The organism is Mesorhizobium xinjiangense (assembly GCF_009749525.1).
Taxonomy (GTDB): Bacteria; Pseudomonadota; Alphaproteobacteria; order Rhizobiales; family Rhizobiaceae; genus Mangrovimarina; species Mangrovimarina xinjiangensis.
In genome coordinates, this window is sequence record NZ_WOAC01000002.1 from 166,672 (window position 1) to 191,079 (window position 24,408).

The following is a 24,408-nucleotide window of genomic DNA, read 5'->3' on the forward strand; positions in this document are numbered from 1 at the left end:
GCGCTTGCAAATGGGAGCGGATTGCGCAGTGTAGACGGCATGTTGGAACCGCATGCCGCAGCCGGCGCCCTGACGCCGCTGGAAACCGCACTGGCCGGCCTGCTCGAAGGGCTGGCGCCGGTGGAGCCGGAATTGGTGTCGTTGGCCGATGCCGTCGGCTGCGTCGCCTCCGACCGGCAGGAAGAATTGCCGCCGCTGCCGCCGGCGAACCGTGCTGAGATCGACGGCTGGGCCTTTCGCTCGCTCGACCTGACCGGATCGTCCGCCTTCTCCCCGCTGCCGCTCGCGGCGCCGCCCGTCTGGGTGGAGGCCGGCGAAACGCTGCCGGAGGGCTGCGATTGCGTGCTCGACCCTTCGCTGGTGGAACGGGCCGGAGCGCACTGGCAGGCAATCGGCGAAGCAGCGCCGGGGCAGGGGGTGCGCCGGGCGGGTGAGGATTTCGCCGCCGGCCGTCCGCTGCTCGAGGCGGGCCGACGGATTGCCGCGATCGATCTCCTCTTGGCGCGCAGCCATGGCGTCGACGCGCTGAGCGTGCGCCGGCCCGTCGTGCGGATCGTAGACGTGGCGTCGGGCGCGGGCGGGCCGACGGCGCAGCTTGTCCTTGATTGGCTGTCCAGCCAGGGCGCCTACTGCCTGCCGGTCGAACCCTGCGACCGTGATGCGCCATCGATCGCCAAGGCATTGCGGTCGGGCGAAGCCGATCTGGTCGTTCTCGTCGGGGGAACCGGCGCAGGCAAGAGCGATGAAACGGCACAGGCGCTTGCCGCCGACGGCACTTTGATCGCTCACGGCATTGCCTTGAGCCCGGGGCAGACGACCGCCGTCGCGCGCGCCGGCAAACGCCTGGTCGTTGCGCTGCCCGGCCTGCCGGGACAGGCCTTTGGCGCCTGCCTCGCGCTCGTGGATCCCGTCTTGCGCCGCCTGTCCGCAATAGCCGCGCCGCGGCCGCTCGCGCTGCCGCTGGCGCGCAAGATCACGTCGACGGTCGGCATGGCCGAGGTCGCCCTTGTCCGGCGGCACGATGACGGCTGGATGCCGCTTGCGGTCGGCGATCTGCCGCTGGGCGCGTTGAGCGCCGCCGACGCCTGGCTGCTGGTGCCCGCCGCCAGCGAAGGCCATTCTGCGGGAAGCGTCGTCGGCGCCTTTCGGTTGCGTGAAAAGGCTCTTGCATGACGGATCAGTTCACGCCGCGCGGTTCGGGCGATCGCGCCCAGGATCAGTTTCTCGATGTCGTGTCGCCCGAAACGGCGATGGCCCGCTTCGAGGCCGCGCTTTTCCCGCGCCAACTGGCGCGGCAAGATCGGCCGCTTGCCGAGGCGCTCGGCGCGGTGCTCGCCGACGATGTGGCCGTGCCCATCGACGTGCCGCCTTTCGACCGGGCCAATGTCGACGGCTTCGCCGTACGCTCCGCCGACCTTGCCGCGGCCGGCGAGGCGAATCCCTGCCGGCTGACCCTCAACGACGAAAGCGTTGCCTGCGGTGTTGTGCCCCGGCTGCCGGTGACGCCGGGCACCGCCACGCCGATCGCGACCGGCGGCCCGGTGCCGCGCGGCGCCGACGCCGTCATCATGATCGAGCACACCGACCCGGCCGGCGACGATGCGATCGAGGTCCGGCGCAGCATCGCCCCCGGCGGCTTCGTCGCCTTTGCCGGTTCCGACATGGCGCGCGGCGAGACGCTGCTGCGCGCTGGAACGCCGATTGGGGCGCGCGAGATCGGCATGCTGGCCGCGTGCGGCATCGCGTCGGTCGAGACCGTGAAGCGACCGAGCGTGGCGATCTTGTCCACCGGCGACGAACTCGTGCAGCCGGGGGAAGCGCTGCCGCCGGTCGGCATCTACGACACCAACGGCGCCATCCTTGCCGCGGCCGTCAGCGAGAACGGCGGCGAGGGCCGCTTCCTCGGCGCCTGCGGCGATGACGAGGCGGCGCTCGAAGCCGCCATGTGGACCGCGCTCGCCGGGCACGACATGCTGATCTTGTCGGGCGGCACCTCGAAGGGGGCGGGCGACCTGACGCATCGCATCCTGTCGCGTCTCGGACAGCCGGGCATTCTCGTCCACGGTGTGGCACTGAAGCCCGGCAAGCCGCTCTGCCTGGCCGTGTGCGACGGCAAGCCGGTGGTCGTGCTGCCCGGATTTCCGACATCGGCCATGTTCACCTTCCACGCGATGATCGTGCCTGTGCTGCGCCGCATGGCCGGCCTGCCGCCGCGCAGCGACGCGCATGTGAGCGCGACGGTGCCGGTGCGCATTCCATCGGACCTCGGACGCACCGAATTCGTCATGGTCTCGCTGGTCGAGGGGCGGGACGGGCTCGTTGCCTACCCGACGGGCAAGGGCTCCGGCGCCATCACCTCCTTCGGCCAGGCCGACGGCTTTCTGCGCATCGATGCCCTGGCCGACCATATGCCGCAGGGTGCGCGCGCCGAGATCACCTTGCTTTCACCGCATCTGCACGCGCCCGACCTTGCCATCATCGGCAGCCATTGCTCGGGTCTCGACCGCGTGCTCACGCCGCTCGTGCGCCGGGGGCTCGCCGTGCGCTCGATCGCCGTCGGCAGTCTCGGCGGCCTGGCGGCGGCGCGGCGCGGCGAATGCGATCTGGCGCCGATCCATCTCTTCGACGACCAGACGCAGAGCTACAACGCGCCCTTCCTCTCCGACGAACTGGAACTCGTGCCGGGCTGGCGGCGCATGCAGGGCGTCGTCTTTCGCAAGGGTGACGAACGCTTCGAGGGACGCGACGCGGCCGCAGCCATTCGCGCCGCGCTCGCCGATCCTTCCTGCATGATGGTCAACCGCAACCAGGGCGCGGGCACCCGCATCCTGATCGATCGCCTTCTCGGCGATGCGCGGCCTGAGGGCTACTGGAACCAGCCGCGCTCGCACAATGCGGTTGCCGCAGCGGTTGCGCAGGGCCGCGCCGACTGGGGCGTGACGATCGCCCCGATTGCCGAGGCAGCCGGTCTCGGCTTCATCGCACTCACCGAGGAGCATTACGATTTTGCGCTGGTCAAGGCGCGCAAGGAGAGACCGGCAGTCAAGGCATTCCTCGAGGCGCTCGATTCGCCCGAATGCCGCAGCGCCCTGGAAGAGGCGGGATTCCGGCCGGCTTGAGCTCAACCCGACGCAAGCTCCGCCAGCCGTTCCGCCGCGGCCCGGTCGTCGAGCGTGTTGACGTTGAAGAAGGGGTCGACCGGCTCGTTTGGCCAGTCGGCGCGCGCCAGCCGGTAGCGCCCCGTCCAGCGGTCGATCTTGCGCATTTCCTCGTCGATCAGCGCCCGGCGCAGCGCCTCGCGCAGCCCGACCTTCCACAGCCCGATCACCGGATGCGCCCGTCCGCCCGAGGCGGCAACCGCCAGTTCCGCATTGGCCGTCCGCCGCGCCTCGTCGAGCCGCTGGGCGAGATCGCGCGGCAGGAAGGGGCAGTCGCCGGCGACGCTGACCACCCAGTCGACGCCGGGCCGGTTTTGCGCTGTCCAGTCGAGCGCGGCGAGAATGCCGGCCAGCGGCCCTGGAAAATCCGCCACCGGGTCGGCCACCACAGGCAGTCCGAAGCCGGAAAAGCGCGCCGGATCGCCATTGGCGTTGATGATGAGGGCGCTCACCTGCGGGCCGAGCCGCTCGACGACATGTTGGAGAATGGGCCGTCCGGCGATCGTCTGCATGGGCTTGTCGCCGCCGCCCATGCGCCGCGCCAGCCCGCCGGCGAGAATGACGCCGACCGCCGGGATCGGATCAGGCCTCATTGCGTGCCCCCTTTGCGATGGTGGCGCGGGGCTTCCTCCTCGATCACGTCGGGGTCGAGGTCGAAGACCATCCTCTCCTCGCCCGAAAGCACGATGAACCGCTTGCCGCGGGCGCGCCCGACGAGCGTCAGCCCGACCTCGCGCGCGAGCGCCACGCCCCAGGCGGTGAAGCCCGACCGCGACACCAGGATGGGAATGCCCATCCTGACCGTCTTGATGGTCATTTCCGAGGTGAGCCGCCCGGTCGTGTAGAGGATCTTCTCGCCCGCATCGACGCCGTGGCGGAACATCCAGCCGGCGATCTTGTCGACCGCGTTGTGGCGTCCGACATCCTCCATATAGCAGACCGGCCGGTCCTGATGGCACAGCACGCAGCCATGAATGGCTCCGGCCTCCAGGTAGAGCGACGGCATGGTGTTGATGGCACGGGTCAGCCGGTAGAGCCAGGAGGAACGCAGCTCGGCCTGCGGCAGTTCGGCATGCTCGATCGCCTCCATCAGGTCGCCGAAGGCCGTGCCTTGGGCGCAGCCGGAGGTCAGGGTCTTCTTTTTCAGCTTCTGCTCGTAATTGGTGTCGCGCTCGGTGCGCACCACCACGACCTCGATGTCGTCGTCATAGTCGACGCCCGTCACGACATCGTCCGGCTTCAGCATGTTCTGGTTCAACAGATAGCCGAGCGCCAGATATTCGGGATAGTCGTTGATCGTCATCATAGTGACGATCTCCTGGGAATTGAGATAGAGCGTCAACGCGCGCTCGACGGGCACGTTGATCCCGACCGCCGCGCCCGTATGGTCGATCCCCGACACCGCTTCCGTCAGACGCGGGTCGGCGGGCTGGGGCATGATAACCGGGATTTCATCCTGTTCGAGCGAGTTGTGCATGTCTCCTCCGCATGGCCTATCGCCGAGACTACAGGGTTTGCTAGTCTGGGTCAGCCATTATCGGGAAGGGCGGATGACAGGACGCACATATATCTCCATGGACGGCCGTGTCGGCGGCGCACACCGGTTGGGGACCTGACGTCATGGCGCAGCTTTCCGACGATTGCTTCGCCTTCGGCGGCCCCCTGATGCCGGTCGACGACGCCGTGGGGCTCATCCGCGACCGCCTCGACGCGGTCGAGGAAACCGAGAGCGTTTCCCTTGCCGTGGCCGACGGCCGGGTGCTCGCCGCCGATATCGTCGCCCCGATCGCGCTGCCGCCCTACACCAATTCCGCCGTCGACGGCTATGCGCTCGCCGGCGACGACGTGCCGTACGGCTCGGCGCAGCCATTCGCCGTGTCCGGACGGCTGCAGGCAGGTGCATCGGAGGAGGTGAGGATCAAGGCCGGCGAGACGGTGCGCATCTTCACCGGCGCGCCGATGCCCGAAGGCGCCGACACGGTCTTCATGCAGGAAGACGTCGAGAATCTCGACGATGGCCGCGTTCTCCTGCCGGCCGGTCTCAAGCGTGGTGCCAATGTGCGTCCGGCCGGCGAGGATGTGGAGGCGGGCCACACCGTGCTGCCGGCCGGGCGAAGGCTGCGCCCGCAGGATGTGGCCATGGCCGCAGCACTCGGTCTGAGCGCGCTAGACGTGCGCCGTCCGGTCAAGGTGGGCCTGTTTTCGACCGGCAACGAGGTGGTCGAGCCGGGCGCGGCGCGGGGCAGGGCGCAGCTTTTCGATTCCAACCGCTACATGCTCGCCGCCATGCTGCGCCGGCTCGGTTGCGCCGTCGAGGATTTCGGCATTCTGCGCGACGACAAGGCACGCATCGCCGGCGCGCTCGAGGACGCGGCAGGCAATTGCGACCTCATTCTCGCTTCGGGCGGCGTTTCGACGGGCGAGGCCGACCATGTGCGGGCCGGCGTCGAAAGCGCGGGTTCGCTGGTCTTCTGGCGCGTGGCGATCAAGCCGGGGCGCCCGGTGGCCATGGGGGTCGTCAAGGGCACGCCGTTCATCGGCCTGCCGGGCAACCCGGTTGCGAGCTTCGTCACCTTCGCCCATGTCGCCCGTGCGGCGGTGACGGCTTTGTCCGGGGCGCGCGAAGAGCCCGCGCTCTTCACGCCTCTGCCGGCCGCCTTCAGCTATCGCAAGAAGCCCGGACGCCGGGAATATGTGCGCGCCGGCCTGCGCCGCGGGCAGGATGGCCATGTCGCGGCCGTCAAATATCCGAAGGAAGGCGCGGGGCTGATCTCCTCCCTGGTCGACACGGACGGTCTCGTCGAACTCGCCGAGGATACGCTCGAGGTCCGCCCCGGCGACCGCGTCCGCTTCATTCCCTATTCCAGCCTGTTTTGACCGCTGCCGCGAAAAGAGCTTGCCGATGCCGACCGAACACCTCGACCTGACCGGACTGAAATGCCCCCTGCCGGCGCTCAAGACACGCAAGGTGCTGGGGCGCCTGCCGCCCGGCACCATGCTGGAGGTGCGCTGCACCGATCCGCTGGCCTCGATCGACATTCCCAACCTGCTCAACGAGACCGGTGATCGGATGGCGGATCAGCATCGCGAGGGCGAGCACATCGTCTTCCTCATTGAAAAGGCGGCGGCGAATGAACGGTGACACGACGACCGCCGGGGCCGAATATCTGACGACGCGCGAGCTCGCCGACCTTCTGCGCATCAAGGAGCGCAAGGTCTACGATCTGGCGGCCGGTGGCGAGGTGCCCTGCATACGAGTCGTCGGCAAGCTTTTGTTCCCGCGCCACGAGATCGACGCATGGATTGCCGCGTCGCGTTCCGGGCCGGTCGTCCCGGAGCCGGCCGTGCCGCTGGTTCTTGCCGGCAGTCACGATCCGCTTCTGGAATGGGCGCTGCGCGAATCCGGCAGCGGCATTGCCGCATTCTTCGACGGCAGCCTAGACGGTGTCGAGCGATTCGCGCGGCGCGAGGCGATCGCCTGTGGCCTGCATGTGCATGAAGACGAGGGAGGCTGGAACAGCGCGACGGTTCGTCAAGCGCTTGGCAACCGGCCGGCGGTGCTGATCGAGTTCGCACGCCGGCAAAGAGGACTGATCGTCGCTGCCGGCAATCCGCAAAACGTCGCCGCCTTGCGCGATCTGGCCCCCTTGAGCGTGGCGAAGCGGCAGTCGAGCGCCGGCAGCCAACGTCTTTTCGAGGCTCTTGCCGCCGAGGCCGGCATCGATCCGGCGGCGCTCGCCGGACCGACCGCGCCGGCGCGCACGGAGGACGACGTCGCCATGCTCGTCCTGGACGGCAAGGCCGACGCCGCCTTCGGGCTGGAAGCCATGGCGGCGCGCTATCGGCTCGGTTTCGTGCCGCTGCTTGAGGAGCGTTTCGATATACTGGTGTGGCGGCGCGACTATTTCGATCCCCCCTTCCAGGCCTTCTTGCGCTTTGTCGCCACGCCGGCATTCGCCGACCGCGCCGCCGATCTCGCCGGCTACGACATGAGCGGCCTCGGCACGGTCCATTTCAATGGCGCGGCGGCTTAGAACATGTCCCGCTCAAACGGTGACGTTTGAGCGAAAGATGCATGTTCCAGCATATTGATCTGCTGCGCTAAGGGCGGTTCCCTTCAATCCGCGTTCGGGAAGAACAGCTGCTGCCCGTCGACCTTGAAATCGGCGATCGCCGCCTGCCCCTCCGCACCGAGCAGCCAGTCGATGAAGGCCTGGCCTTCCTCCGCCTTCACGACCGGATGCTTGTCCGGATTGACGAGGATGACGCCGTACTGGTTGAAAAGCTTCGGATCGCCCTCGACCAGCACCTCGTGATCGCCCTTGTTGCCGAACGAGATCCACGTGGCACGATCGGCCATGATATAGGCGCCCATGCCGACGCCGGTGTTGAGCGTGGCGCCCATGCCCGATCCCGTTTCACGGTACCAATCGCCGGAGGCGGAGGCGGTATCGACGCCGGCTTCGCGCCACAAGCGCAGCTCCGCCTTGTGGGTGCCCGAATCGTCGCCGCGCGAGGCGAAGGCCGACTGGCTTTCGGCAATCTTTTCAAGTGCGGCGACAGCGTCGCTCGAGCCCGCCACGCCGGCCGGATCGTCCGCCGGGCCGACGATGACGAAATCGTTGTACATGACGTCGTGGCGCTTCACGCCCCAGCCGTCGGCGACGAATTTTTCCTCCGCCGGCTTTGCATGGACGAGCAGCACATCGCCGTCGCCATTTTCGGCGTTCTTGATCGCCTGGCCGGTTCCGACCGCGACGACTCGCACATCGATGCCCGATTTCTCGGTGAATTGCGGCAGGATGGCATCGAGCAGGCCGGAGTTCTGCGTCGATGTCGTCGACTGCACGACGATGAATTTGTCCTGCGCCATGCTGCCGAACGGCACAAGGACGGTGACGGCTGCAATCACAGCAGCCAGGTTAACGAGAAGACGCCTGTTCACAGTTTATCCCCCTTTGCGGAATTTGCTCACACCAGCAGGCCGCCGGCGACGAAGTCGCGCGCCGCCTGCGATGCCGGTTCGTCGAAAAATGCCGCCGCCGGCGTCTGCTCGGCGATGCGGCCGCGATGCATGAAGACGACCTCGTCGGCCAGACGGCGGGCCTGGCCGAGATCATGCGTCACCATGACGATCTTCATGCCGTCCTGTGCGAACCGTCGCACCAGTGCCTCGATGCGCTGCGTCGCGCCGGGATCGAGGCTCGAGGTCGGCTCGTCGAGAAACAGGAGTTCCGGTGCGGCGGCGACGGCCCGCACCAGCGCCAGCCGCTGCTGCTCGCCGCCCGAGAGCGAGCGTGCCGGCTGGTGCGCCATGGCCGAAAGTCCGCCCATCTCCAGCAACTCGTCGAGCCGCCGGTGCCGCTTGGTGCCGCGCAGGCGGTGCGCGGCGAGCGCGTAGTCGATATTGGCGCGCACCGAACGGCGCAGAACGACGGGGCGCTGAAAGACCATGGCCTGGCGCCGCCGGATGGCCGGGCTCATCGGCTGGCCGTTGAACAGGACCGTGCCCTGGGCCGGCTCGATCAGACCGTGCATGAGGCGCAGGAGCAGGCTCTTGCCTGCGCCGTTCGGTCCCAGGATGACCGTCGGCGCCCCTGGCTGCAGCGTCAGCCGGTCGATATTGACAAGCCTCTTTCCACCGACGGCATAGACGAGGCCGTGCACGCCGAGCGGCAGGATGGAACCGGCCCGCTTCGCCGCCGCGCGCGACGTAAGGTCGGCGCTGGTTCCTTCGACGGTGAGGGCAGCGGCGTCAGGCATGTGCGATCCTTTGCGAGGCCGGGCCTATCAGCCCTACTGCCGCATTCACCGCGATGGCTATGACGACCAGAATTGTCCCGAGCGCGAGGGCGAGTGCCAGATTGCCCTTCGACGTTTCGAGCGCGATGGTCGTGGTCATGACCCGCGTGACATGGTTGATGTTGCCGCCGACGATGATGACGGCTCCGACCTCGGCGATCGCCCGGCCGAAGCCGGCGAGCAATGCTGTCAGCAGGCTTATGCGCCCGTCCCACAGGAGGGTGGGAACGGAGGCCAGACGCGACACGCCGATGGAGCGCAACTGCTCGGCATATTCGGCGTCGAGGTCTTCCACGACCTGGCGGGTCAGCGCGGCGATGATCGGCGTCACCAGGACCACCTGGGCGATGATCATCGCCGTGGGCGTGTAGAGAAGCTGCAGCACGCCGAGCGGGCCGCTGTTGGAAAGAAAGAGATAGACGACCAGCCCGACGACGACCGGGGGCAGGCCCATCAGCGCGTTCACCAGGACGATCGCGGCAGGCCGGCCGGGAAACCGCCCGACAGCCAGCGCCGCACCGAGCGGCATGCCGATCACCGCGGCCAAGGCGACCGCGGTTAACGACACCCGCAACGACAAGAGCACGATCGACCAGAGTTCCGGGTTGCCCGAGACGATCAGGTTCAGGGACAGAAGGAGCGAATCTGCAAAATCCTGCATTATTCTCTATTTCATTCGCCACGGCGATCAGATTGGCAAATTATGTCTAGAAAGACACGAAGAGTCCACCACGAAAAATGGACCTGAGTCGTGCAGCCGAAGCACCGGGCAACCGTGCTGCCGCCCCGCCGGCAATGCGCATTTCGCGCTTCCACTGGCGATATGACCCGCCGCAAGGATGCGGTGGACAGGGGCATTTTGGTGTTGGAATAGTGTTTCAGCAAATATTTAAACATGACTATGTCAGTCAAGATAAGTTGTTATCCCAAACATTTGAGAATTTGATCTCGAATATCGTTGTAAAACGCGTTTTTTGTTGGTTTAATCATGCCGGGAGGTACGAGTTGCCGGACCGGAATTTTGCTCAGGCAGAAATGTTGGCCGAATCTGAACGATTGCGAGCGGATCTGTATCGACTGCTCGCACGGTTGCTTTCTGCGCCCGCCGATGCGCAGGTCTTGCACATGCTGAGCGGCATGTCCGGTGACGAGACGGATCTGGGATCCGTTATCGGCGAGTTGAGCGAGACCGCCGGCGCGATGTCGATCGACGAGGCGCGGCGAGAATTTCAGGACCTCTTCATCGGCATCGGCCGCGGCGAACTGGTTCCGTACGGTTCCTATTATCTGACGGGTTTTTTGCACGAGAAGCCGCTGGCGCGCTTGCGCCGCGACATGGCGCCGCTCGGCATTGCGCGCTCGCCCGAGATAAAGGATCCTGAGGACCATGCCGGCGCGCTGATGGACATGATGGCCGGTCTGATCGACGGCGCTTTCGGCACGCCGCAGCCGCTCGCCGTCCAGAAGAGCTTTTTCGACAAGCATATCGGTTCGTGGATGCCGCATTTCTTCGCCGACCTGGAACGGGCGCGCGCGGCGCGCCTGTTTCGTCCGGTCGGGCGGATCGGCCTGCTTTTCATGCATATCGAGGAGACGGCGTTCGAGATGTAGCGGCGCGTCTCATGGTTTGGTCCCGGCGACACGCCCCGGCCGGGAGCTCCCGATCGAAGGGGCAACGGAAGGGAGAACAGCATGACGTCCAAGGCAGATGAAGCCAAGACGGATCGTCGCTCATTCCTGAAACTGGCAGGGCTCGGGAGCGTCGCCGGCGGCGCCGCGCTCGTGACCGGCGAGAAGGGCGAAGCGGCGGAGGCGAAGACCGGGACCGACGGCGCCGGTTACAAGGAAACCGATCACATCCAGGCCTATTACAAGTCGGCGCGCTTGTGACGCTGCACGACGATAGGCGCTTGCGGGTGACGTAAGAAGAAACGGAGACGACGATGCTCAGGAAGAAGGCAAATGGAGCGGCAAGGAGCCCCCGCCTGTCATCCGCGCTGTCGGAGTTTGGAAGGGCGGCGGTCGATCGCCGCACCTTCCTGAAACGCTCCGGTCTCGCCATAGGCGGGGCGGCCGGCATCTCTGCCCTTTCGGGTGGAATGGTGCGCAAGGCCGAGGCGCAAACGGCTGAAGCCGGAAATGTCGAGATCAAGAAGTCTGTCTGCACGCATTGTTCGGTCGGCTGTACCGTGATCGCGGAAGTATCCGACGGCGTGTGGATCGGGCAGGAGCCGGGTTTCGATTCGCCGTTCAATCTCGGCGCCCATTGCGCCAAGGGCGCATCGGTGCGCGAGCACGCCCATGGCGAGCGGCGGCTGAAATATCCCATGAAGCTCGTGGGCGGGGAATGGCAGCGCATCAGCTGGGACGAGGCGATCAACGAGGTCGGCGACAAGCTGTCGGAGATCCGGGAGGCGAACGGACCCGATGCCGTCTACTGGATGGGCGGCTCGAAGCACAGCAACGAGGGCGCCTATCTCTATCGCAAGTTCGCCGCCTTCTGGGGCACCAACAACACCGACAACCAGGCCCGAATCTGCCACTCCACCACCGTCGCCGGCGTCGCCAACACCTGGGGCTACGGCGCGATGACGAACAGCTTCAACGACATGCACAATTCGCGCGCGATGCTGTTCATCGGCAGCAATGCAGCCGAGGCGCATCCAGTGGCGATGTATCACATCCTCAAGGCGAAGGAGGAGAACAACGCGCCGCTGATCGTTTGCGACCCGCGCTTCACGCGCACGGCCGCGCATGCGGACGAATATGTGCGCTTCCGTTCGGGCACGGACGTGGCGCTGGTCTGGGGCATCCTGTGGCATGTGCTCGACCAGCAGCTCGAGGACAGGGAGTACCTGCGCACCCGCGTCTGGGGCTTCGACCAGATCAGGGAGGAGGTCAGTCGCTGGACGCCCGACGAGGTCGAGCGCGTGACCGGCGTTCCCGGCTCGCAGCTCCAGCGCGTTGCCCGCCTGATGGCCGAAAACCGCCCCGGCACCCTGGTGTGGTGCATGGGCGGAACCCAGCACCATTCCGGCAATAACAACATCCGCGCCTACTGCAACCTGCAGCTTGCCCTCGGCAATGTCGGCGTCGCCGGCGCCGGGACAAACATCTTCCGCGGACACGACAACGTGCAGGGCGCAACCGATCTCGGGCCTTTGCCCGACAGCCTGCCGGGCTATTACGGTCTGTCCAAGGGCGCCTGGTCGCATTGGGCGCGGGTCTGGGATGTCGAGTACGACTATCTGGCAGGCAAGTTTGCCTCCCAGGAGCTGATGGAGGCGAATGGCGTGCCCGAGTCGCGCTGGTTCGACGCGGTGCTGGAGCCGGTGGAAAATCTCGAACAGCCGACGAACCTGCACGCCATGGTCTATATGGGGCACGCCCCCAACTCGCAGACCCGCCAGGGCGATCTGAAGAAGGCGATGGAAGAGCTCGACCTTCTCGTAGTTATCGATCCTTATCCGACGGTATCGGCAGTCCTTTCCGATCGCACCGACAATGTCTATCTGCTGCCGGCCTCGACGCAGTTTGAGAGTGCCGGCTCGGTGACGGCGTCCAATCGCTCGGTGCAGTGGCGTGAAAAGGTGTTCGAGCCGCTGTTCGAATCCAAGCCGGACCACGAGATTCTCTACCTCCTGGCCACGAAATTCGGTTTCGCCGACGAGATGTTCAAGAACATCGCGGTCGAGGGAACGGTCCCGGTGGTCGAGGACGTGACCCGCGAGTTCAATCGCGGCACATGGACGATCGGCTATACAGGCCAGTCGCCCGAACGGCTGAAAATGCACATGGCCAACCAGCACACGTTCGACAAGACGACGCTGCGGGCCATGGGCGGACCGGCCGACGGCGACTATTACGGCATGCCGTGGCCGTGCTGGGGCACGCCCGAAATGAAACATCCCGGAACGCCGGTGCTCTATGACATGAGCAGGTCCGTCATGGACGGCGGAATGGGCTTCCGGGCGCGTTTCGGCGTCGAGCGCAATGGCGACAACCTCCTGGCAGAGGGCGTCTATCCGGTCGGCTCCGAAATCGAGGACGGCTATCCCGAGTTCACCATGGCGATGCTGCGCGAACTGGGATGGGACGGCGACCTGACGGCCGAGGAGATGGAGGCGATCAGGACCGTGGCCGGCTCCGACGATCAGGAGGCGATCGACGCCATAAACTGGAAGACCGACCTTTCGGGCGGCATCCAGCGCGTTGCGATCGAGCATGGCTGCGCGCCGTTCGGCAACGCCAAGGCGCGCGCCGTCGTGTGGACCTTCCCGGATCCGGTACCGATCCACCGCGAGCCGCTCTACACGCCGCGCCGCGACCTCGTGGCCGACTATCCGACCTATGAGGACAAGACCTTCTGGCGGGTGCCGACGGCCTATGCGTCGATCCAGAAGAACGACTTCTCCGAGGAGTTCCCGCTGATCCTGTCATCGGGCCGGCTGGTCGAATATGAAGGCGGCGGCGACGAGACCCGGTCCAATCCGTGGCTCGCCGAGTTGCAGCAGGAGATGTTCGTCGAGGTCAATCCGTTCGACGCCAACAATGCCGGCGTACAAAATGGCGACGCCGTCTGGGTCCACGGCCCCGAAGGCGGCAAGGTTATGGTCAGCGCGATGGTCACCGAACGGGTGGGCCGGGGCATGGCATGGATGCCGTTCCATTTCGGAGGCCATTTCCAGGGCCAGGACCTCAGGGACAAATATCCCGCCGGCGCGGACCCGTATGTCCTTGGTGAATCCACCAACACCGCACAAACCTACGGCTACGATTCGGTGACCCAGATGCAGGAAAGCAAGACCACGCTTTGCCGGATCGAACGGGCGTAAGGGGAGGAGAAGAACAATGGCAAGAATGAAATTCCTCTGCGACGCCGAACGCTGCATCGAATGCAACGCCTGCGTCACCGCGTGCAAGAACGAGAATGAAGTGCCCTGGGGCGTGAACCGGCGGCGGGTCGTCACGATCAATGACGGCAAGCCGGGCGAGCGTTCCATTTCGGTCGCCTGCATGCACTGCTCCGACGCACCGTGCATGGCCGTGTGCCCGGTCGACTGCTTCTATCAGACGTCCGATGGCGTGGTGCTGCATTCCAAGGATCTGTGCATCGGCTGCGGCTACTGCTTCTACGCCTGCCCGTTCGGCGCCCCGCAATATCCGCAGGCCTCCAACTTCGGCTCGCGCGGCAAGATGGACAAATGCACCTTCTGCGCCGGCGGTCCCGAAGAGGACAACTCGGCGGCCGAGTTCCAGAAATACGGCCGCAACCGGCTCGCTGAAGGCAAGCTGCCGCTGTGCGCGGAAATGTGCTCGACCAAGGCACTGTTGGCGGGCGACGGCGATGTCGTCTCGTCGATTTATCGCGAACGCATCGTGGCGCGCGGCTTCGGTGCCGGCGCCTGGGGCTGGGGCACGGCCTACGAGCGAAAGGTCGGCGGCTGATTGATCCGTCCGGATCGGGCGGTCGCCCAGGCGGCCGCCCGCTGTCGTCGCGGCGGGGGCGATGGAAAAGGCGCATGAAGCCACGAACGCTTGCGCTCGATCCTGCCGCGCGGCACAATTCTTTCGTGCATTGGAGGAAAGCAAGATGTCCAGCCTGAGGACGATGTGCGTCTCGCTTGCGCGCCTTTTCCCGATCCTGCCGGTCCTGGCCTGTGCCTTTGTCGTGTCCATGGCATTGTCCGAAACGTCGCTGGCGCAAAGCTCCGTGCGCCCGCCGGAAGGGGCGGTAAACACGAACTCCGACGGCGCCGTTGGCGGGGCGGTGCCCGGCGACGCACTTGGCACGACCTCCGATTCAGAGATCTGGCGCGCGGTGCGCCAGGGCGTGGCCGGCACTGTCTCGATACCCGACAAGAAGGCGGCGGTCCTGGTTCAGTCCGACGGCGAGTCCTGGCGGCTGATGCGCAACGGGCCGCTGTTCGACTTTCTCGGCCTCGCCATGATCGCCACGCTGATCCTGCTGGCATTGTTCTTCGCGATCCGCGGCCGGGTGCGCGTCGAGCACGGCATGTCGGGAACCAGGATCAAGCGCTTCGGCACGATCGAGCGCAGTGCGCACTGGCTGATGGCGCTGTCCTTCATCATTCTCGCCATCAGCGGCCTCAACATTTCCTTCGGCCGTGAACTGATCATGCCGCTGATGGGCAAGGAGGCCTTCGGCCCGATGGCGTGGTTCCTGAAACACACGCACAATTACGTCGCATTCGCCTTCATGCTGGGCTTGGCCGTGGCCTTCGTCCTGTGGGTCGTCCACAACATCCCCAACGGCAAGGACCTCGTCTGGTTCGCCAAGGGCGGCGGCATGATCGGCAAGGGCGTTCATCCGCCGGCCTGGAAGTTCAATGCGGGCCAGAAGGTCATATTCTGGCTGGTGATGATCGGCGGGTTGTCGCTCTGCCTGTCGGGCTGGGCGCTCCTGTTTCCCTTCCAGCATCACTTCTTCAGCGATACCTTTATTGCCCTGTCGTCGATCGGCATCGACGTTCCGGCGTGGCTGGGGCTGCCGGAGCCGCCCTATTCGGTCATCCAGGAGCAGCAGTTCAACAGCATCTGGCACGCCATCGTGGCGGTGCTGATGGTCTGCCTGATCTTCGCCCACATCTATATCGGCACGATCGGCATGGAGGGCGCATTCGATGCCATGGGCAGCGGCGATGTCGACCTGAACTGGGCCAGGGAGCATCACTCGCTCTGGGTCGAGCAGATGGAACAGGCGGAGGCTCGCCCGTCAGCACCCGCCAAGACGCAGCCGGCGGAATAGGCCGGGGTGTCGCTCCATGGCCCGGTCGGCCTGCCTGGCGATGACGGCCGCAGCCCTGATGATGTGGCCGCTTGCCGTGGCCGCTGAGGCCGGCTGGCCGGAGCGCCTGGTCGGCCATGGCGGACCGGTCAAGGCGGTGACTTTGTCGGATGACGGCGAGACGGCGCTGACCGCGTCTTTCGATTATTCGGTTCTTCACTGGCGCCTCGAAGGCGGTGAAGGCCAGGTGCTGGCCCGGCTGATCGGCCACAAGGCGCCGGTCAACGATGTCGCTTTCGTGCCGGGAGCGCGCAAGGCGGTCTCGGTCGGCGACGATGGAGCCCTTGCCATTTGGGACCTGGAGCGGGCCCGTCTTCTGGCATTGATCGAGGACAGCCCGGTCAAGGTGCTCGACGTCGCCGTCAGTCCGGATGGACGCTTCGCCGCCGCCGCCCGCTGGGACGGGACGGCCCGGATCTTCGATATCGCCGGCGAGAGGGAGATCGCGCGCGCCGAGGGGCACCGCGGCAATGTCAACGCGGTCGCCTTTTCGCTCGACGGGGGCCGTTTGTTCACCGCTTCCCAGGACGGCACGATCCGCGCATGGCGGCTCGCCGACGGCGTGATTGCCGGCGCGCCGCGGCTGGTTCTCGATCATGGCTGGGGCGTCAACGTGCTGGCGCCGCTGCCCGGAGCGTCGCTCATTGCCTATGGCACGCTCAACGGCGTCGTCGGGGTCGTCGACCTTCGAACACTGGACAATGTGACGCTTTCGTCGAACGAGCATCCGATCCTGTCGCTCGCCGTTTCGCCGCGCGCCGGCTGGCTCGCCGCCGGCAGCGCCGACGGCCATATCCGCATATTCGATATCGAGACCGGAAACCGCGTGGAGGATTACAACGACATCTATGGCCCGGTCTGGGGGCTGTCGTTCACGCCGGACGGTCGCCACCTTTATCGCGCTGGGCTGGACGATTTCGCGATCCGCTGGCGCATCAGGCCGTCAGAGCCGGTCGAGCCCGTCCGCTCGGTCTATCCGCGCCGCTTCCAGGCCCATGACGCTGAGGATCCGGGCGAGATCGAGTTCCTGCGCAAATGTTCCGTCTGCCACACCTTGACGCCGGACGACGCCAACAGGGCGGGGCCGACGCTCTATGGACTGTTCGGACGGGTCGCCGGGACGGTCGAGGGCTATGAATATTCGAAAGCGCTTGCAAAATCGGATATCATCTGGACGCCGGAGACGGTTTCGCTTCTGTTCGACCATGGCCCCGACGTCGTGACGCCGGGCACCAAGATGCCGATCCAGAGGCTGAAGAGCGTCGAGCGGCGCGACGCGCTGATCGAATTCCTGCTTGAGGCGACCGCGCCGGATGGCATCGCCTCGCCTCCGGGTGTACGTCGAGAGGATGGCGAGTAGGATCGGGGAATCGAACGCGGCCGTTTGGATGCGGGCGCACCATGTGCAAGGCCCTGGTGGGCGGGAGTACAGGCAACCATGAAGGCATTTCTGTTGAGCATCGTCGTCCTGCTGGTGGTGTCCCTGGGCGCCGGCTTTCTGTTTCATTCACAGTTCGAGACTTCCGCCGAAACGGCTTTTTCCAGCGGCAATGTCCGGATTCAGTGAGCGCGCGGACGCCGGCATCACAACCATTTGCAGATATGATCGAGGAGCCAGGAAAATGAGCGAAGAAGCATTCAACATGTCCCTGCGCAAGTTTCTCAAGCAGGTCGGCGTGACCTCGCAGCGCGAGATCGAAAAGCTCGTGCGCTCCGGCGATATGTCGGGCGGCAAGGTGAAGGTCAAGATGCTGCTGACCGCCGAGGGCACATCGCTGAACCACGTCGTTTCCGGAGAAATCGAGCTGCCGTGACCATGGTCGCGACCAGCCCGCCGGAGCCTGTCTTCCCACCCGTGTTTACCGGCCATGCCGTGGAGACGGGGCGCGAGCCGATTGACGCTGCCGTCGCCGCCGCGTCGACGGATATGGCCGATGCCGGCGACATCTTCTGGTCGCGCGCCACGGACCGGGCCGCGGCGGCAATCGTGCTGGAGCCCGAGGTTGCCCTGTCGTCGGCTTTGCAGATGGCGCCGGCGCTGATGGTGGCGACCGGCGACGCGCTCGGCGCGCTCGGACCGCCGAGCCTCCCCGTCACCTATCGCTGGCCGGTGACCCTCCTTGTCAATGCCGGCCGGGCGGGCGGCGTCGCCCTGGCCGCCCCGCGTGACACGGCCCTGTCGCAGGTGCCCGACCGGCTTGTCGTCGGCTTCGATCTCGCGCTTCGCTTTCCCGACGGCGTGCGCGACCCGGGTCTCGATCCGGATGTCACGGTCCTTCATGAGGAGGGCTGCGGCGATATCGACAGCCGGGCATTGATCGGCGCGGTGGCGCGGCATTTTCTCACCTGGGTCGACACCTGGCTTCAGGACGGTTTTCGTCCGGTGCATAGGGCGTGGGTGACGCGGGCAGAGGAAACGGGCCGATGGATCGAGTGCGCCTTGCCGGCCGGCCGCTGGGCCGGCACGATGGTCGGCCTGGACGAGGAGGGCGGTCTTATTCTCAATCATGACGGCGAGATGATTTCGGTGCCGCTCGCGGCTGCAATGGAGCGCTATTGAACATGGAACCGGCGATCGTGCGCAGCAAGAGACCAGCCCTGGGTGGGCGGCCGGTATGGAAATCGGCCGGTCTTCATCTCACGCACCGGCTCGACAATGGCTGGCTCGCCGTCTCGCCCGACCTGCTGCGCGCCTATTACACCCGGCCCGAGATTCATCCGATCGAGGAGAGCTGCGCGAACGAGCACCGTCTGTTCGAAAAGCTCATGGAAACGCCCGACGCACCGGTTGCAGACCATGAGATCGCGGCGATCGCCGATCCGGATGCGGCGGATAATTATCGCCATCTGCTCGCCTATCGCGACCACCTTGTCGGACACGGCTCTGTCGAGGCCGCCTATCTGGCGCTGTTTCGTCCCGGCGCGCCGCAGGTGCCTCCCGTCTTCATCGAACAGCTCGCGCACCTGATCGTCGCCAACATGCTCGACGGCGAGGACGACGCCTTCGTCCTGCGGGCGGGCGAGCTGTTCTTTCGCGAACAGAAGGTGACGCTTGCCGAGGGTCAGCTGATGCTGGCCGATGCGGAGGTTGTCGAGATGTATACCGAGACCGGCGGGCTGGGCGGCCTCGGCGCGCTTTTGACGGAAGCAGGAACGCCGATGCGCGAGATTTCACTCGATGTGCTTGGCGAGGACAATGCGGCCACCTACGAGGAGCGCGCCGACCAGTTCAATTTCGCCCTCGATTTCCGCTTCACCCAGCCCGGCCAGGACGCGCTGGCGCGTGTCGTGGAACGCTGGCTCGGCCATTTCGCGGCCCTGCCGGTGCGCGTGCAGGCGATGCGCTCGATCACCGATGAACGCTGGAGCTGGCATATCGGGCTCGATTCGCAGGCGACCACTATCCTCAATGCCCTTTACACGGGCGAAACAGTTGACGAGGCGGAGCTGCAGCGTCTGCTGGCGCTCTTCCGCCTCGAATTCCTGGAGCAGGACGGGCTGATCGAGACGATGCGCGGCAAGCCGGCCTATCTCGGCTTGGCCATGACGGACGACGAGCGGGTCAGGCTCAAGCCGCAGAACCTGTTGACGAATCTTCCCTTGAAGAACCCGGTGCAGTGAAGGAGAAATCCGGTATGACCGCTTCCGCAGCCAACATCTCCAATGCACCGTGGATGCGCCTCGTCGCCCTGGTGCTCGCCATCCTGCTTGCCCTTGCGGCATGGTTTGTCTGGCAGAACGCCGATGCGCGCCTCAAGGCCGTGCCGCCCGCGGCCGATACGCTGCCGGCCCTGGGCGTTCCACAGGCTGTTTCGGACTGCATCGACCGCCGCACGGCGGACATCAACAACCTTGTCGATCAAGGGTTCATGGATGCCGACGCGGCACGGCTCTCGCTGCAGAATGCGCGTTCTCTCTGCGTGCAGCGCAATTAGAGCATGTCCCGCTCAAACGGAATCGTTTGAGCGAAAGGTACATGCTCCAACATATTGATCTGGCGCGCATACCTTTGCTTCGAACGTTTCGGTTTGAAGCGAAGGCGCGCTGGATAGCGAAGCTATTCTTCGCTCAGAAAATCCTCGATCGACAGGCCCTTCTTCTCGGCCTGAACGTAATCGTCGGTGGTGCGCATGCGCTGCCGCGTGGCCATGGCGAAGGGATCGCGGCCGCCTTCCGACAGCGTCTCGAGCCGGCAATTGTCGCACATCTCGATCAGGGCGACGCGCTCGGCGGACTGGAACATCCAGTGCTTGCCGCCGAGTTCGCTCTTGACCCGGTCCAGGACGCCGCGCGCGGCGAACGGCTTGCCGCAACGGATGCATTCGGCCGGCTCGTCCTCGTATAGCGTGACCGGCTGCATGACGCCGGCCGAAAGATTGTAGCGCGGCGCCAGCGCGATCGCGTCTTCCGGGCAGGTCGCCGCACAGATGCCGCACTGCACGCAGGCGGCCTCGACCAGACGCAGTTGCGGCTTGTCGGGATTGTCGCGCAGGGCATCGGTCGGGCAGGACGACACGCAGGCCAGGCACAGCGTGCATTTGTCGTTGTCGACTTCGACGGCGCCGTAGGGCGCCGACTCGGGCAGGTGGATGATCTCGTCCGCCGGGGCACCGGCGCTTGCAAGAAGGGCGATCGCGGCACGTGCCACCTCGCGCTTGCCGCCCACCGGCGTAAAGGCGGAACGTGCGATCTCGCCCGGCGTGTCGGCGGCATAAAGGGCCGCCTCGAGCGCATCAGGATCGTTGTCGGGAAGAACCCGGATACGCCCGCTTTCAAGCCCGAGCCCGGCAAGAAGCGCGTCCATCAGGCGGATTTCCTCTTCCAGCGCACCGAGTTCGCCGCCTTTGCGGGGATCGACAAGCACCCGGATGGCGCGAAAGCCGGCGGCCAGGCCGGCGGCAAGCGCGTCATGCCCGACACCGCTCGCCGAATGCAGTTCCAGCGGGATGACATTTGCCGGCAGGCCGCGCCCGAAGCGCGCCATGGCGTTGATGAGCGGCGTGCCGTATTCGCCGTCGTGAATGAGCAGCACTGGCGCCTCGCCGCCGGCGTCGAGATAAATGCGCGCCAGCGTCTGGATACGCTCGATGAGCGCGCCGCGTTGCGGATATTCGTAAGAGACGGCGCCGGTGGGGCAGTGCGCTGCGCAATTGCCGCAGCCGCCGCAAATGCCGGCATCGACCTTCACCCCGTCTCCGTCCGGCGTGATGGCGCCGGGCGGGCAATTGTCGATGCATTTCGTGCAGCCCGTCTTCCTGGAGCGTTCGTGGGCGCAGATTGAGGCGTCGTAGCTGATATAGATCGGCTTTTCGAATTCGCCTTCAAAGCCGCTCGCCTCGAAGATTGCCCGCATGACGGCGGCCGGATCACCGGGATCGGCACGGAAATAGCCGTCTCGCCCTTCCGTGCGCGCAAACGGCGCGGCGCCTCCGGTCATGTCGAACAGGACGCTGCAGTTCGACGCCGCCCCGTCGCGGGGCATGGCGAATTGCGGCGCGCCGCGCGAGGAGGGCAGCATTGGCGCATAGCCGTCGACGATGACTTCGAAGGCACCCAGCGATCCGCGCGCCGAGCGCAGACGTCCGCAAAAGACCGGGAAATCGAGGACAGGGGGCAGAATGACGTCGTCCCGGTCGGTCAGAAGCAGCGTCACCGACAATGTGCGGTTCAACAGTTGTGCCGCCTCCAGTGCCGCCTGGCCACCGCCCATCACCAGGCACAAGCCGTCGCTCTCGATGGTGCGCAGCCGGGCCGGCTTGACCGGCAGCGTGGCCGTCGCCATCAGGGCCGCCATCTTGGGCGATGGGTCGGCATTGTCGGCGCTCCAGCCGGCCATCTCGCGGATGTTGACATAGGAAGGCGCCTCGCGGCCCGCTTCCTCGGCGATCTCGGAAAAGAGCGGGCTTTCCTGCGTGCAGGCGACGCACAGCGGTTCGCCGCCTTCCAGCGCCTTTTCGTATTCGGCGATCTCGCTGCGGCAAAGCTGCGTGTGGACGCGAAGGTCCTCCGCGCCAAAAGCATGGGCGATCGTCGGCCCGCGCACAGTCATGGACTTTTCGCAATTGCACACCAGCAGGCGCCGGTTCGGAAAGCTCATTGCATTGCCCTTGTTGCCTCGACTCTATCACCTTATTCTCTCAGGCGCGTCATGCAACTGCATGCACAAGGAATGGGTGGAGGCTTGAGCCGCGAACTGAAAATGACGGTCGGCGTGCTGGCTGAACGGCGTAAGGCCGTTTCGCGCTGGGTCAAGGAGATCTGGGTGCCGGTCGGCGTGACGCCGAGCGTAAGCGGATTTTCTGCCGGCGATGTGGTCGTCAGCGACGATCGCATGACACGCTATTTCATGGGCCTCGCTGAGCTTACCTGCTACGCGGCCGAAACGGAGGCCTACGTTCACAATTTCAACAGCCGGAACCCGGCGCTCTTCGTCGTTCTCAGGCGCGACGCGGATCGCAGCCATCCGCTGCCCTGGTATGTCCATTGCGTGACGGCCTCGCCCTTTCAGGTGCAGGAGTTCGAAGATGTCGGCGAAGACATAATCGAGCGGGTGGCGATGCCGCCGGAAATCGCCATGGCGATCGATCAGTTTGTCGCCGTCTTTCACAAGGACGAGACGTTCAAGAAGCGCCGCCGCGACAGGGTCGACACCGAGGTGCAGAAATTCGGCAAGGAGCCGATCTTCCTGAACCGGGGACGACCCGGGGGAGGCCGGCTCGATGGTTGAGGAAAGGAAGGAAGCCTTTCTGGAGCGCTGGTCGCGGCGCAAGCGCAAGGCCGGCGCGGCGGAACACGCCGCCTCCAACGAAGAGCCTGTGACGGCACCGGCCGGCGATGCCGAACCGCCGGAGAATGAGGCGGCGCGGGCGGAAATGGAGGCCAATCGGCGGGCCGCCGAAGCGGTCGACATCGATGCCCTGGAAAAGGGCGACGACTTTTCCGTCTTCTTCAGGCGCGGCGTGCCGCCGGCGCTCAAGAACAGGGCGCTGCGCAAGCTGTGGCGGACCAACCCGGTGCTGGCCAATCTCGACGGGCTCAACGACTACGACACCGATTTCAACGCACCGTCGGCCAAGGTCTATAGTTCGCTGTGGCAGGTCGGCCGCGGCTATCTGGACCGCGAGCAGCAAGAGGTCTCGACCCTGCTGGCAGGCGATGAGACCGAAGCGACGCCGCCCGCCGCCGCGGAGCAGGCTACGGCGTCCGCTACGCAGACCGACGATGAGAGCGAGGAATTGGCTGCGGAAAATCCGCAAGAGGCGTTCGAGCCGGAAGGCCGGGCCGAGGCGCCCTCCCTGGCCGCCGAGGAAACACATTGGCAAGACGATGACGGCGTCACCCGCCCGAAAGGCCGGGTCTCCATTCGGCGTCGACTTCAAGGCTGACACGCGACCGAGGCACGCATTGGCCGTGCGGGGCGGTTGCGCTATGTCTTGGGATGAGAGTCGACGGGAGGCATCGCGGTGGACATAGCCAGACAAGACGTTCTCGAAGCATTGCGCAAGGTCAAGGGACCCGAACTGACGGGCAACATCGTCGATCTCGGCCTGGTGTCCGAGATCGTCGTTTCGGGCGCGTCGGTCTTCTTTTCCCTCACCGTGCCTGCCGAGCGCGCCGAGGAACTCGAACCCTTGCGCGCGGCGGCCGAAAAGGCTGCGATGAGCGCTCCGGGCGTCGAAAAGGCGAGCGTGGTGCTGACGGCGTCGAAGAAGGCCGGAGCGCCGTCACGCGCCGTTCGCCCGGGACCGAGCGCGGCGCAGGCGGGCGATGTTCCCCCGCCCATGGCCGCGCGCGCGGCACGCCCCGCCCCGCAGGCGCCGCCCGCCAGGCAGGGCGTTCCGGGCATCGGTGCGATCATCGCAGTCGCCTCCGGCAAGGGCGGGGTGGGCAAGTCCACCACCGCCGTCAACCTTGCCCTGGCGCTGCAGGCCAACGGTCTCAAGGTCGGCGTGCTCGACGCCGATATTTACGGCCCGTCCATGCCGCGCCTGTTGCACATATCGGGGCGTCCGCAGACCGTCACGGGGCGTATTCTCAAGCCGATGGAGGGATACGGGCTGAAAGTCATGTCGATGGGGTTCCTGGTCGACGAGGAAACGCCCATGATCTGGCGTGGGCCGATGGTGATTTCCGCGCTCACCCAGATGCTGCGCGAGGTCGAGTGGGGCGAGCTCGATGTGCTGGTGGTCGACATGCCGCCCGGCACCGGGGATGCCCAGCTGACCATGGCGCAGAATGTGCCGCTGGCCGGCGCGATCATCGTCTCCACGCCGCAGGATCTCGCGTTGATCGATGCGCGCAAGGGGCTCGCCATGTTTCGCAAGGTCGACGTGCCGATCCTCGGCGTGGTGGAAAACATGAGCTATTTCGTCTGTCCCGATTGCGGCGGCCGGCACGACATATTCGGCCATGGCGGCGCACGCGATGAGGCCGAGCGCGTCGGCGTGCCGTTTTTGGGCGAAGTGCCGCTCGACATGGAAATCCGCACGACCTCCGATGGCGGGACGCCGATCGTTGTGGCAAGCCCGGACGGGCCGCACGCCGGTGTCTTCAAGGAGATCGCCGAGCGCGTCTGGGCGCGCATCGGCGAGGAGCGGCAGATGGCCGGCTCACCGGCGATCGTTTACGAGTAGTGCATGG

25 protein-coding genes are annotated in these 24,408 nt (G+C 65.9%); 19 read left to right on the top strand and 6 right to left on the bottom strand.

Translation table 11 applies throughout. The annotated features are described in order from the left end of the window. The first annotated feature begins 39 nt into the window (after positions 1-39). Together GM909_RS03085 and GM909_RS03090 are read left to right on the top strand one after the other, a co-directional pair. The gene (locus GM909_RS03085; RefSeq protein WP_157014739.1) at positions 40-1,173 is read left to right on the top strand and encodes a molybdopterin-binding protein; all 1,134 of its coding nucleotides are present in this window, start codon (positions 40-42) and stop codon (positions 1,171-1,173) included. Continuing rightward, complete coding sequence (locus tag GM909_RS03090) at positions 1,170-3,119, top strand: molybdopterin biosynthesis protein (RefSeq protein ID WP_157014740.1); 1,950 nt, start codon at positions 1,170-1,172, stop codon at positions 3,117-3,119. Before GM909_RS03085 ends, GM909_RS03090 begins: the two co-directional genes overlap by 4 nt. A 2-nt stretch (positions 3,120-3,121) precedes the next feature. On the opposite strand, the gene mobA is transcribed toward GM909_RS03090, so the two are convergent. Together mobA and GM909_RS03100 are read right to left on the bottom strand one after the other, a co-directional pair. Continuing rightward, positions 3,122-3,751 (bottom strand): molybdenum cofactor guanylyltransferase MobA, encoded by a 630-nt coding sequence (mobA, locus tag GM909_RS03095; RefSeq protein WP_157014741.1) that lies wholly within the window; start codon positions 3,749-3,751, stop codon positions 3,122-3,124. Next, on the bottom strand, positions 3,748-4,635 hold the full coding sequence (locus GM909_RS03100; protein WP_157014742.1) for a formate dehydrogenase accessory sulfurtransferase FdhD: 888 nt from the start codon (positions 4,633-4,635) through the stop codon (positions 3,748-3,750). Before GM909_RS03100 ends, mobA begins: the two co-directional genes overlap by 4 nt. Positions 4,636-4,778: 143 nt before the next feature. On the opposite strand from GM909_RS03100, the gene GM909_RS03105 reads away from it, so the two are divergent. From GM909_RS03105 to GM909_RS03115, 3 genes are read left to right on the top strand one after another with little or no spacing between them, the layout of a single operon-like run. Continuing rightward, positions 4,779-6,035 carry a molybdopterin molybdotransferase MoeA gene (locus GM909_RS03105; RefSeq protein ID WP_157014743.1) on the top strand — a complete coding sequence of 419 codons (1,257 nt, stop codon included), beginning with the start codon at positions 4,779-4,781 and terminating at the stop codon, positions 6,033-6,035. A gap of 25 nt (positions 6,036-6,060) precedes the next feature. Next, the gene (locus GM909_RS03110; RefSeq protein ID WP_157014744.1) at positions 6,061-6,300 is read left to right on the top strand and encodes a sulfurtransferase TusA family protein; all 240 of its coding nucleotides are present in this window, start codon (positions 6,061-6,063) and stop codon (positions 6,298-6,300) included. Beyond that, positions 6,290-7,192 (top strand): helix-turn-helix transcriptional regulator, encoded by a 903-nt coding sequence (locus tag GM909_RS03115; protein ID WP_157014745.1) that lies wholly within the window; start codon positions 6,290-6,292, stop codon positions 7,190-7,192. Before GM909_RS03110 ends, GM909_RS03115 begins: the two co-directional genes overlap by 11 nt. An 83-nt stretch (positions 7,193-7,275) precedes the next feature. On the opposite strand, the gene GM909_RS03120 is transcribed toward GM909_RS03115, so the two are convergent. The 3 genes from GM909_RS03120 to GM909_RS03130 all read right to left on the bottom strand — a co-directional run bounded on the left by GM909_RS03120 (position 7,276) and on the right by GM909_RS03130 (position 9,621). Beyond that, positions 7,276-8,031 carry a substrate-binding domain-containing protein gene (locus tag GM909_RS03120; RefSeq protein WP_157014944.1) on the bottom strand — a complete coding sequence of 252 codons (756 nt, stop codon included), beginning with the start codon at positions 8,029-8,031 and terminating at the stop codon, positions 7,276-7,278. 98 nt (positions 8,032-8,129) lie between these two features. Then, entirely contained in the window at positions 8,130-8,921 is a 792-nt protein-coding gene (locus GM909_RS03125) for an ATP-binding cassette domain-containing protein (protein WP_157014746.1), read from the bottom strand. Next, complete coding sequence (locus GM909_RS03130; RefSeq protein WP_157014747.1) at positions 8,914-9,621, bottom strand: ABC transporter permease; 708 nt, start codon at positions 9,619-9,621, stop codon at positions 8,914-8,916. The genes GM909_RS03125 and GM909_RS03130 overlap by 8 nt, the downstream gene beginning before the upstream one ends. A 77-nt stretch (positions 9,622-9,698) precedes the next feature. Here GM909_RS03130 and GM909_RS03135 point away from each other — a divergent pair, with 77 nt between their 5' ends. From GM909_RS03135 to GM909_RS03180, 11 genes are all read left to right on the top strand, one after another. Next, entirely contained in the window at positions 9,699-10,571 is an 873-nt protein-coding gene (locus GM909_RS03135; protein WP_235911602.1) for a TorD/DmsD family molecular chaperone, read from the top strand. 81 nt (positions 10,572-10,652) lie between these two features. Beyond that, positions 10,653-10,850: a twin-arginine translocation signal domain-containing protein gene (locus GM909_RS03140; RefSeq protein ID WP_157014748.1), complete on the top strand. Its 198-nt coding sequence runs from the start codon at positions 10,653-10,655 to the stop codon at positions 10,848-10,850. Positions 10,851-10,903: 53 nt separating this feature from the next. After that, positions 10,904-13,795 (top strand): formate dehydrogenase subunit alpha, encoded by a 2,892-nt coding sequence (locus GM909_RS03145; protein ID WP_157014749.1) that lies wholly within the window; start codon positions 10,904-10,906, stop codon positions 13,793-13,795. Positions 13,796-13,811: 16 nt separating this feature from the next. Next, positions 13,812-14,408, top strand: a complete 597-nt coding sequence (fdh3B, locus tag GM909_RS03150; protein ID WP_157014750.1) for a formate dehydrogenase FDH3 subunit beta — start codon at positions 13,812-13,814, stop codon at positions 14,406-14,408. A 145-nt stretch (positions 14,409-14,553) separates the two neighbouring features. Next, positions 14,554-15,729 (top strand): formate dehydrogenase subunit gamma, encoded by a 1,176-nt coding sequence (locus GM909_RS03155; RefSeq protein WP_235911604.1) that lies wholly within the window; start codon positions 14,554-14,556, stop codon positions 15,727-15,729. 16 nt (positions 15,730-15,745) lie between these two features. After that, positions 15,746-17,128: a cytochrome C gene (locus GM909_RS03160; protein ID WP_235911606.1), complete on the top strand. Its 1,383-nt coding sequence runs from the start codon at positions 15,746-15,748 to the stop codon at positions 17,126-17,128. Positions 17,129-17,206: 78 nt separating this feature from the next. Continuing rightward, positions 17,207-17,335, top strand: a complete 129-nt coding sequence (locus GM909_RS26245) for a hypothetical protein (protein ID WP_268890731.1) — start codon at positions 17,207-17,209, stop codon at positions 17,333-17,335. Between the two features lie 55 nt (positions 17,336-17,390). Continuing rightward, positions 17,391-17,582 (top strand): DUF6494 family protein, encoded by a 192-nt coding sequence (locus GM909_RS03165; protein WP_157014751.1) that lies wholly within the window; start codon positions 17,391-17,393, stop codon positions 17,580-17,582. 2 nt (positions 17,583-17,584) lie between these two features. Further along, entirely contained in the window at positions 17,585-18,328 is a 744-nt protein-coding gene (locus GM909_RS03170; RefSeq protein ID WP_235911631.1) for a biotin/lipoate--protein ligase family protein, read from the top strand. A 2-nt stretch (positions 18,329-18,330) separates the two neighbouring features. Then, the gene (locus GM909_RS03175) at positions 18,331-19,389 is read left to right on the top strand and encodes a DUF6352 family protein (RefSeq protein WP_157014753.1); all 1,059 of its coding nucleotides are present in this window, start codon (positions 18,331-18,333) and stop codon (positions 19,387-19,389) included. A 14-nt stretch (positions 19,390-19,403) separates the two neighbouring features. Further along, positions 19,404-19,703 carry a hypothetical protein gene (locus GM909_RS03180; protein WP_157014754.1) on the top strand — a complete coding sequence of 100 codons (300 nt, stop codon included), beginning with the start codon at positions 19,404-19,406 and terminating at the stop codon, positions 19,701-19,703. Positions 19,704-19,825: 122 nt separating this feature from the next. Here the strand turns inward: GM909_RS03180 and GM909_RS03185 are convergent, their stop codons facing one another. Further along, positions 19,826-21,865: a 4Fe-4S dicluster domain-containing protein gene (locus tag GM909_RS03185; RefSeq protein ID WP_157014755.1), complete on the bottom strand. Its 2,040-nt coding sequence runs from the start codon at positions 21,863-21,865 to the stop codon at positions 19,826-19,828. Between the two features lie 84 nt (positions 21,866-21,949). Between GM909_RS03185 and GM909_RS03190 the strand changes: the two genes are divergently transcribed. The 3 genes from GM909_RS03190 (at position 21,950) to GM909_RS03200 (ending at position 24,401) form a co-directional block, all read left to right on the top strand. Continuing rightward, a complete protein-coding gene (locus GM909_RS03190; protein ID WP_235911607.1) occupies positions 21,950-22,495 on the top strand; it encodes a DUF3305 domain-containing protein in 546 nt (181 codons plus the stop codon). Beyond that, positions 22,488-23,153: a DUF3306 domain-containing protein gene (locus GM909_RS03195; protein WP_157014757.1), complete on the top strand. Its 666-nt coding sequence runs from the start codon at positions 22,488-22,490 to the stop codon at positions 23,151-23,153. Before GM909_RS03190 ends, GM909_RS03195 begins: the two co-directional genes overlap by 8 nt. A gap of 78 nt (positions 23,154-23,231) precedes the next feature. Then, positions 23,232-24,401 (top strand): Mrp/NBP35 family ATP-binding protein, encoded by a 1,170-nt coding sequence (locus GM909_RS03200; RefSeq protein ID WP_157014758.1) that lies wholly within the window; start codon positions 23,232-23,234, stop codon positions 24,399-24,401. Positions 24,402-24,408 lie beyond the last annotated feature (7 nt).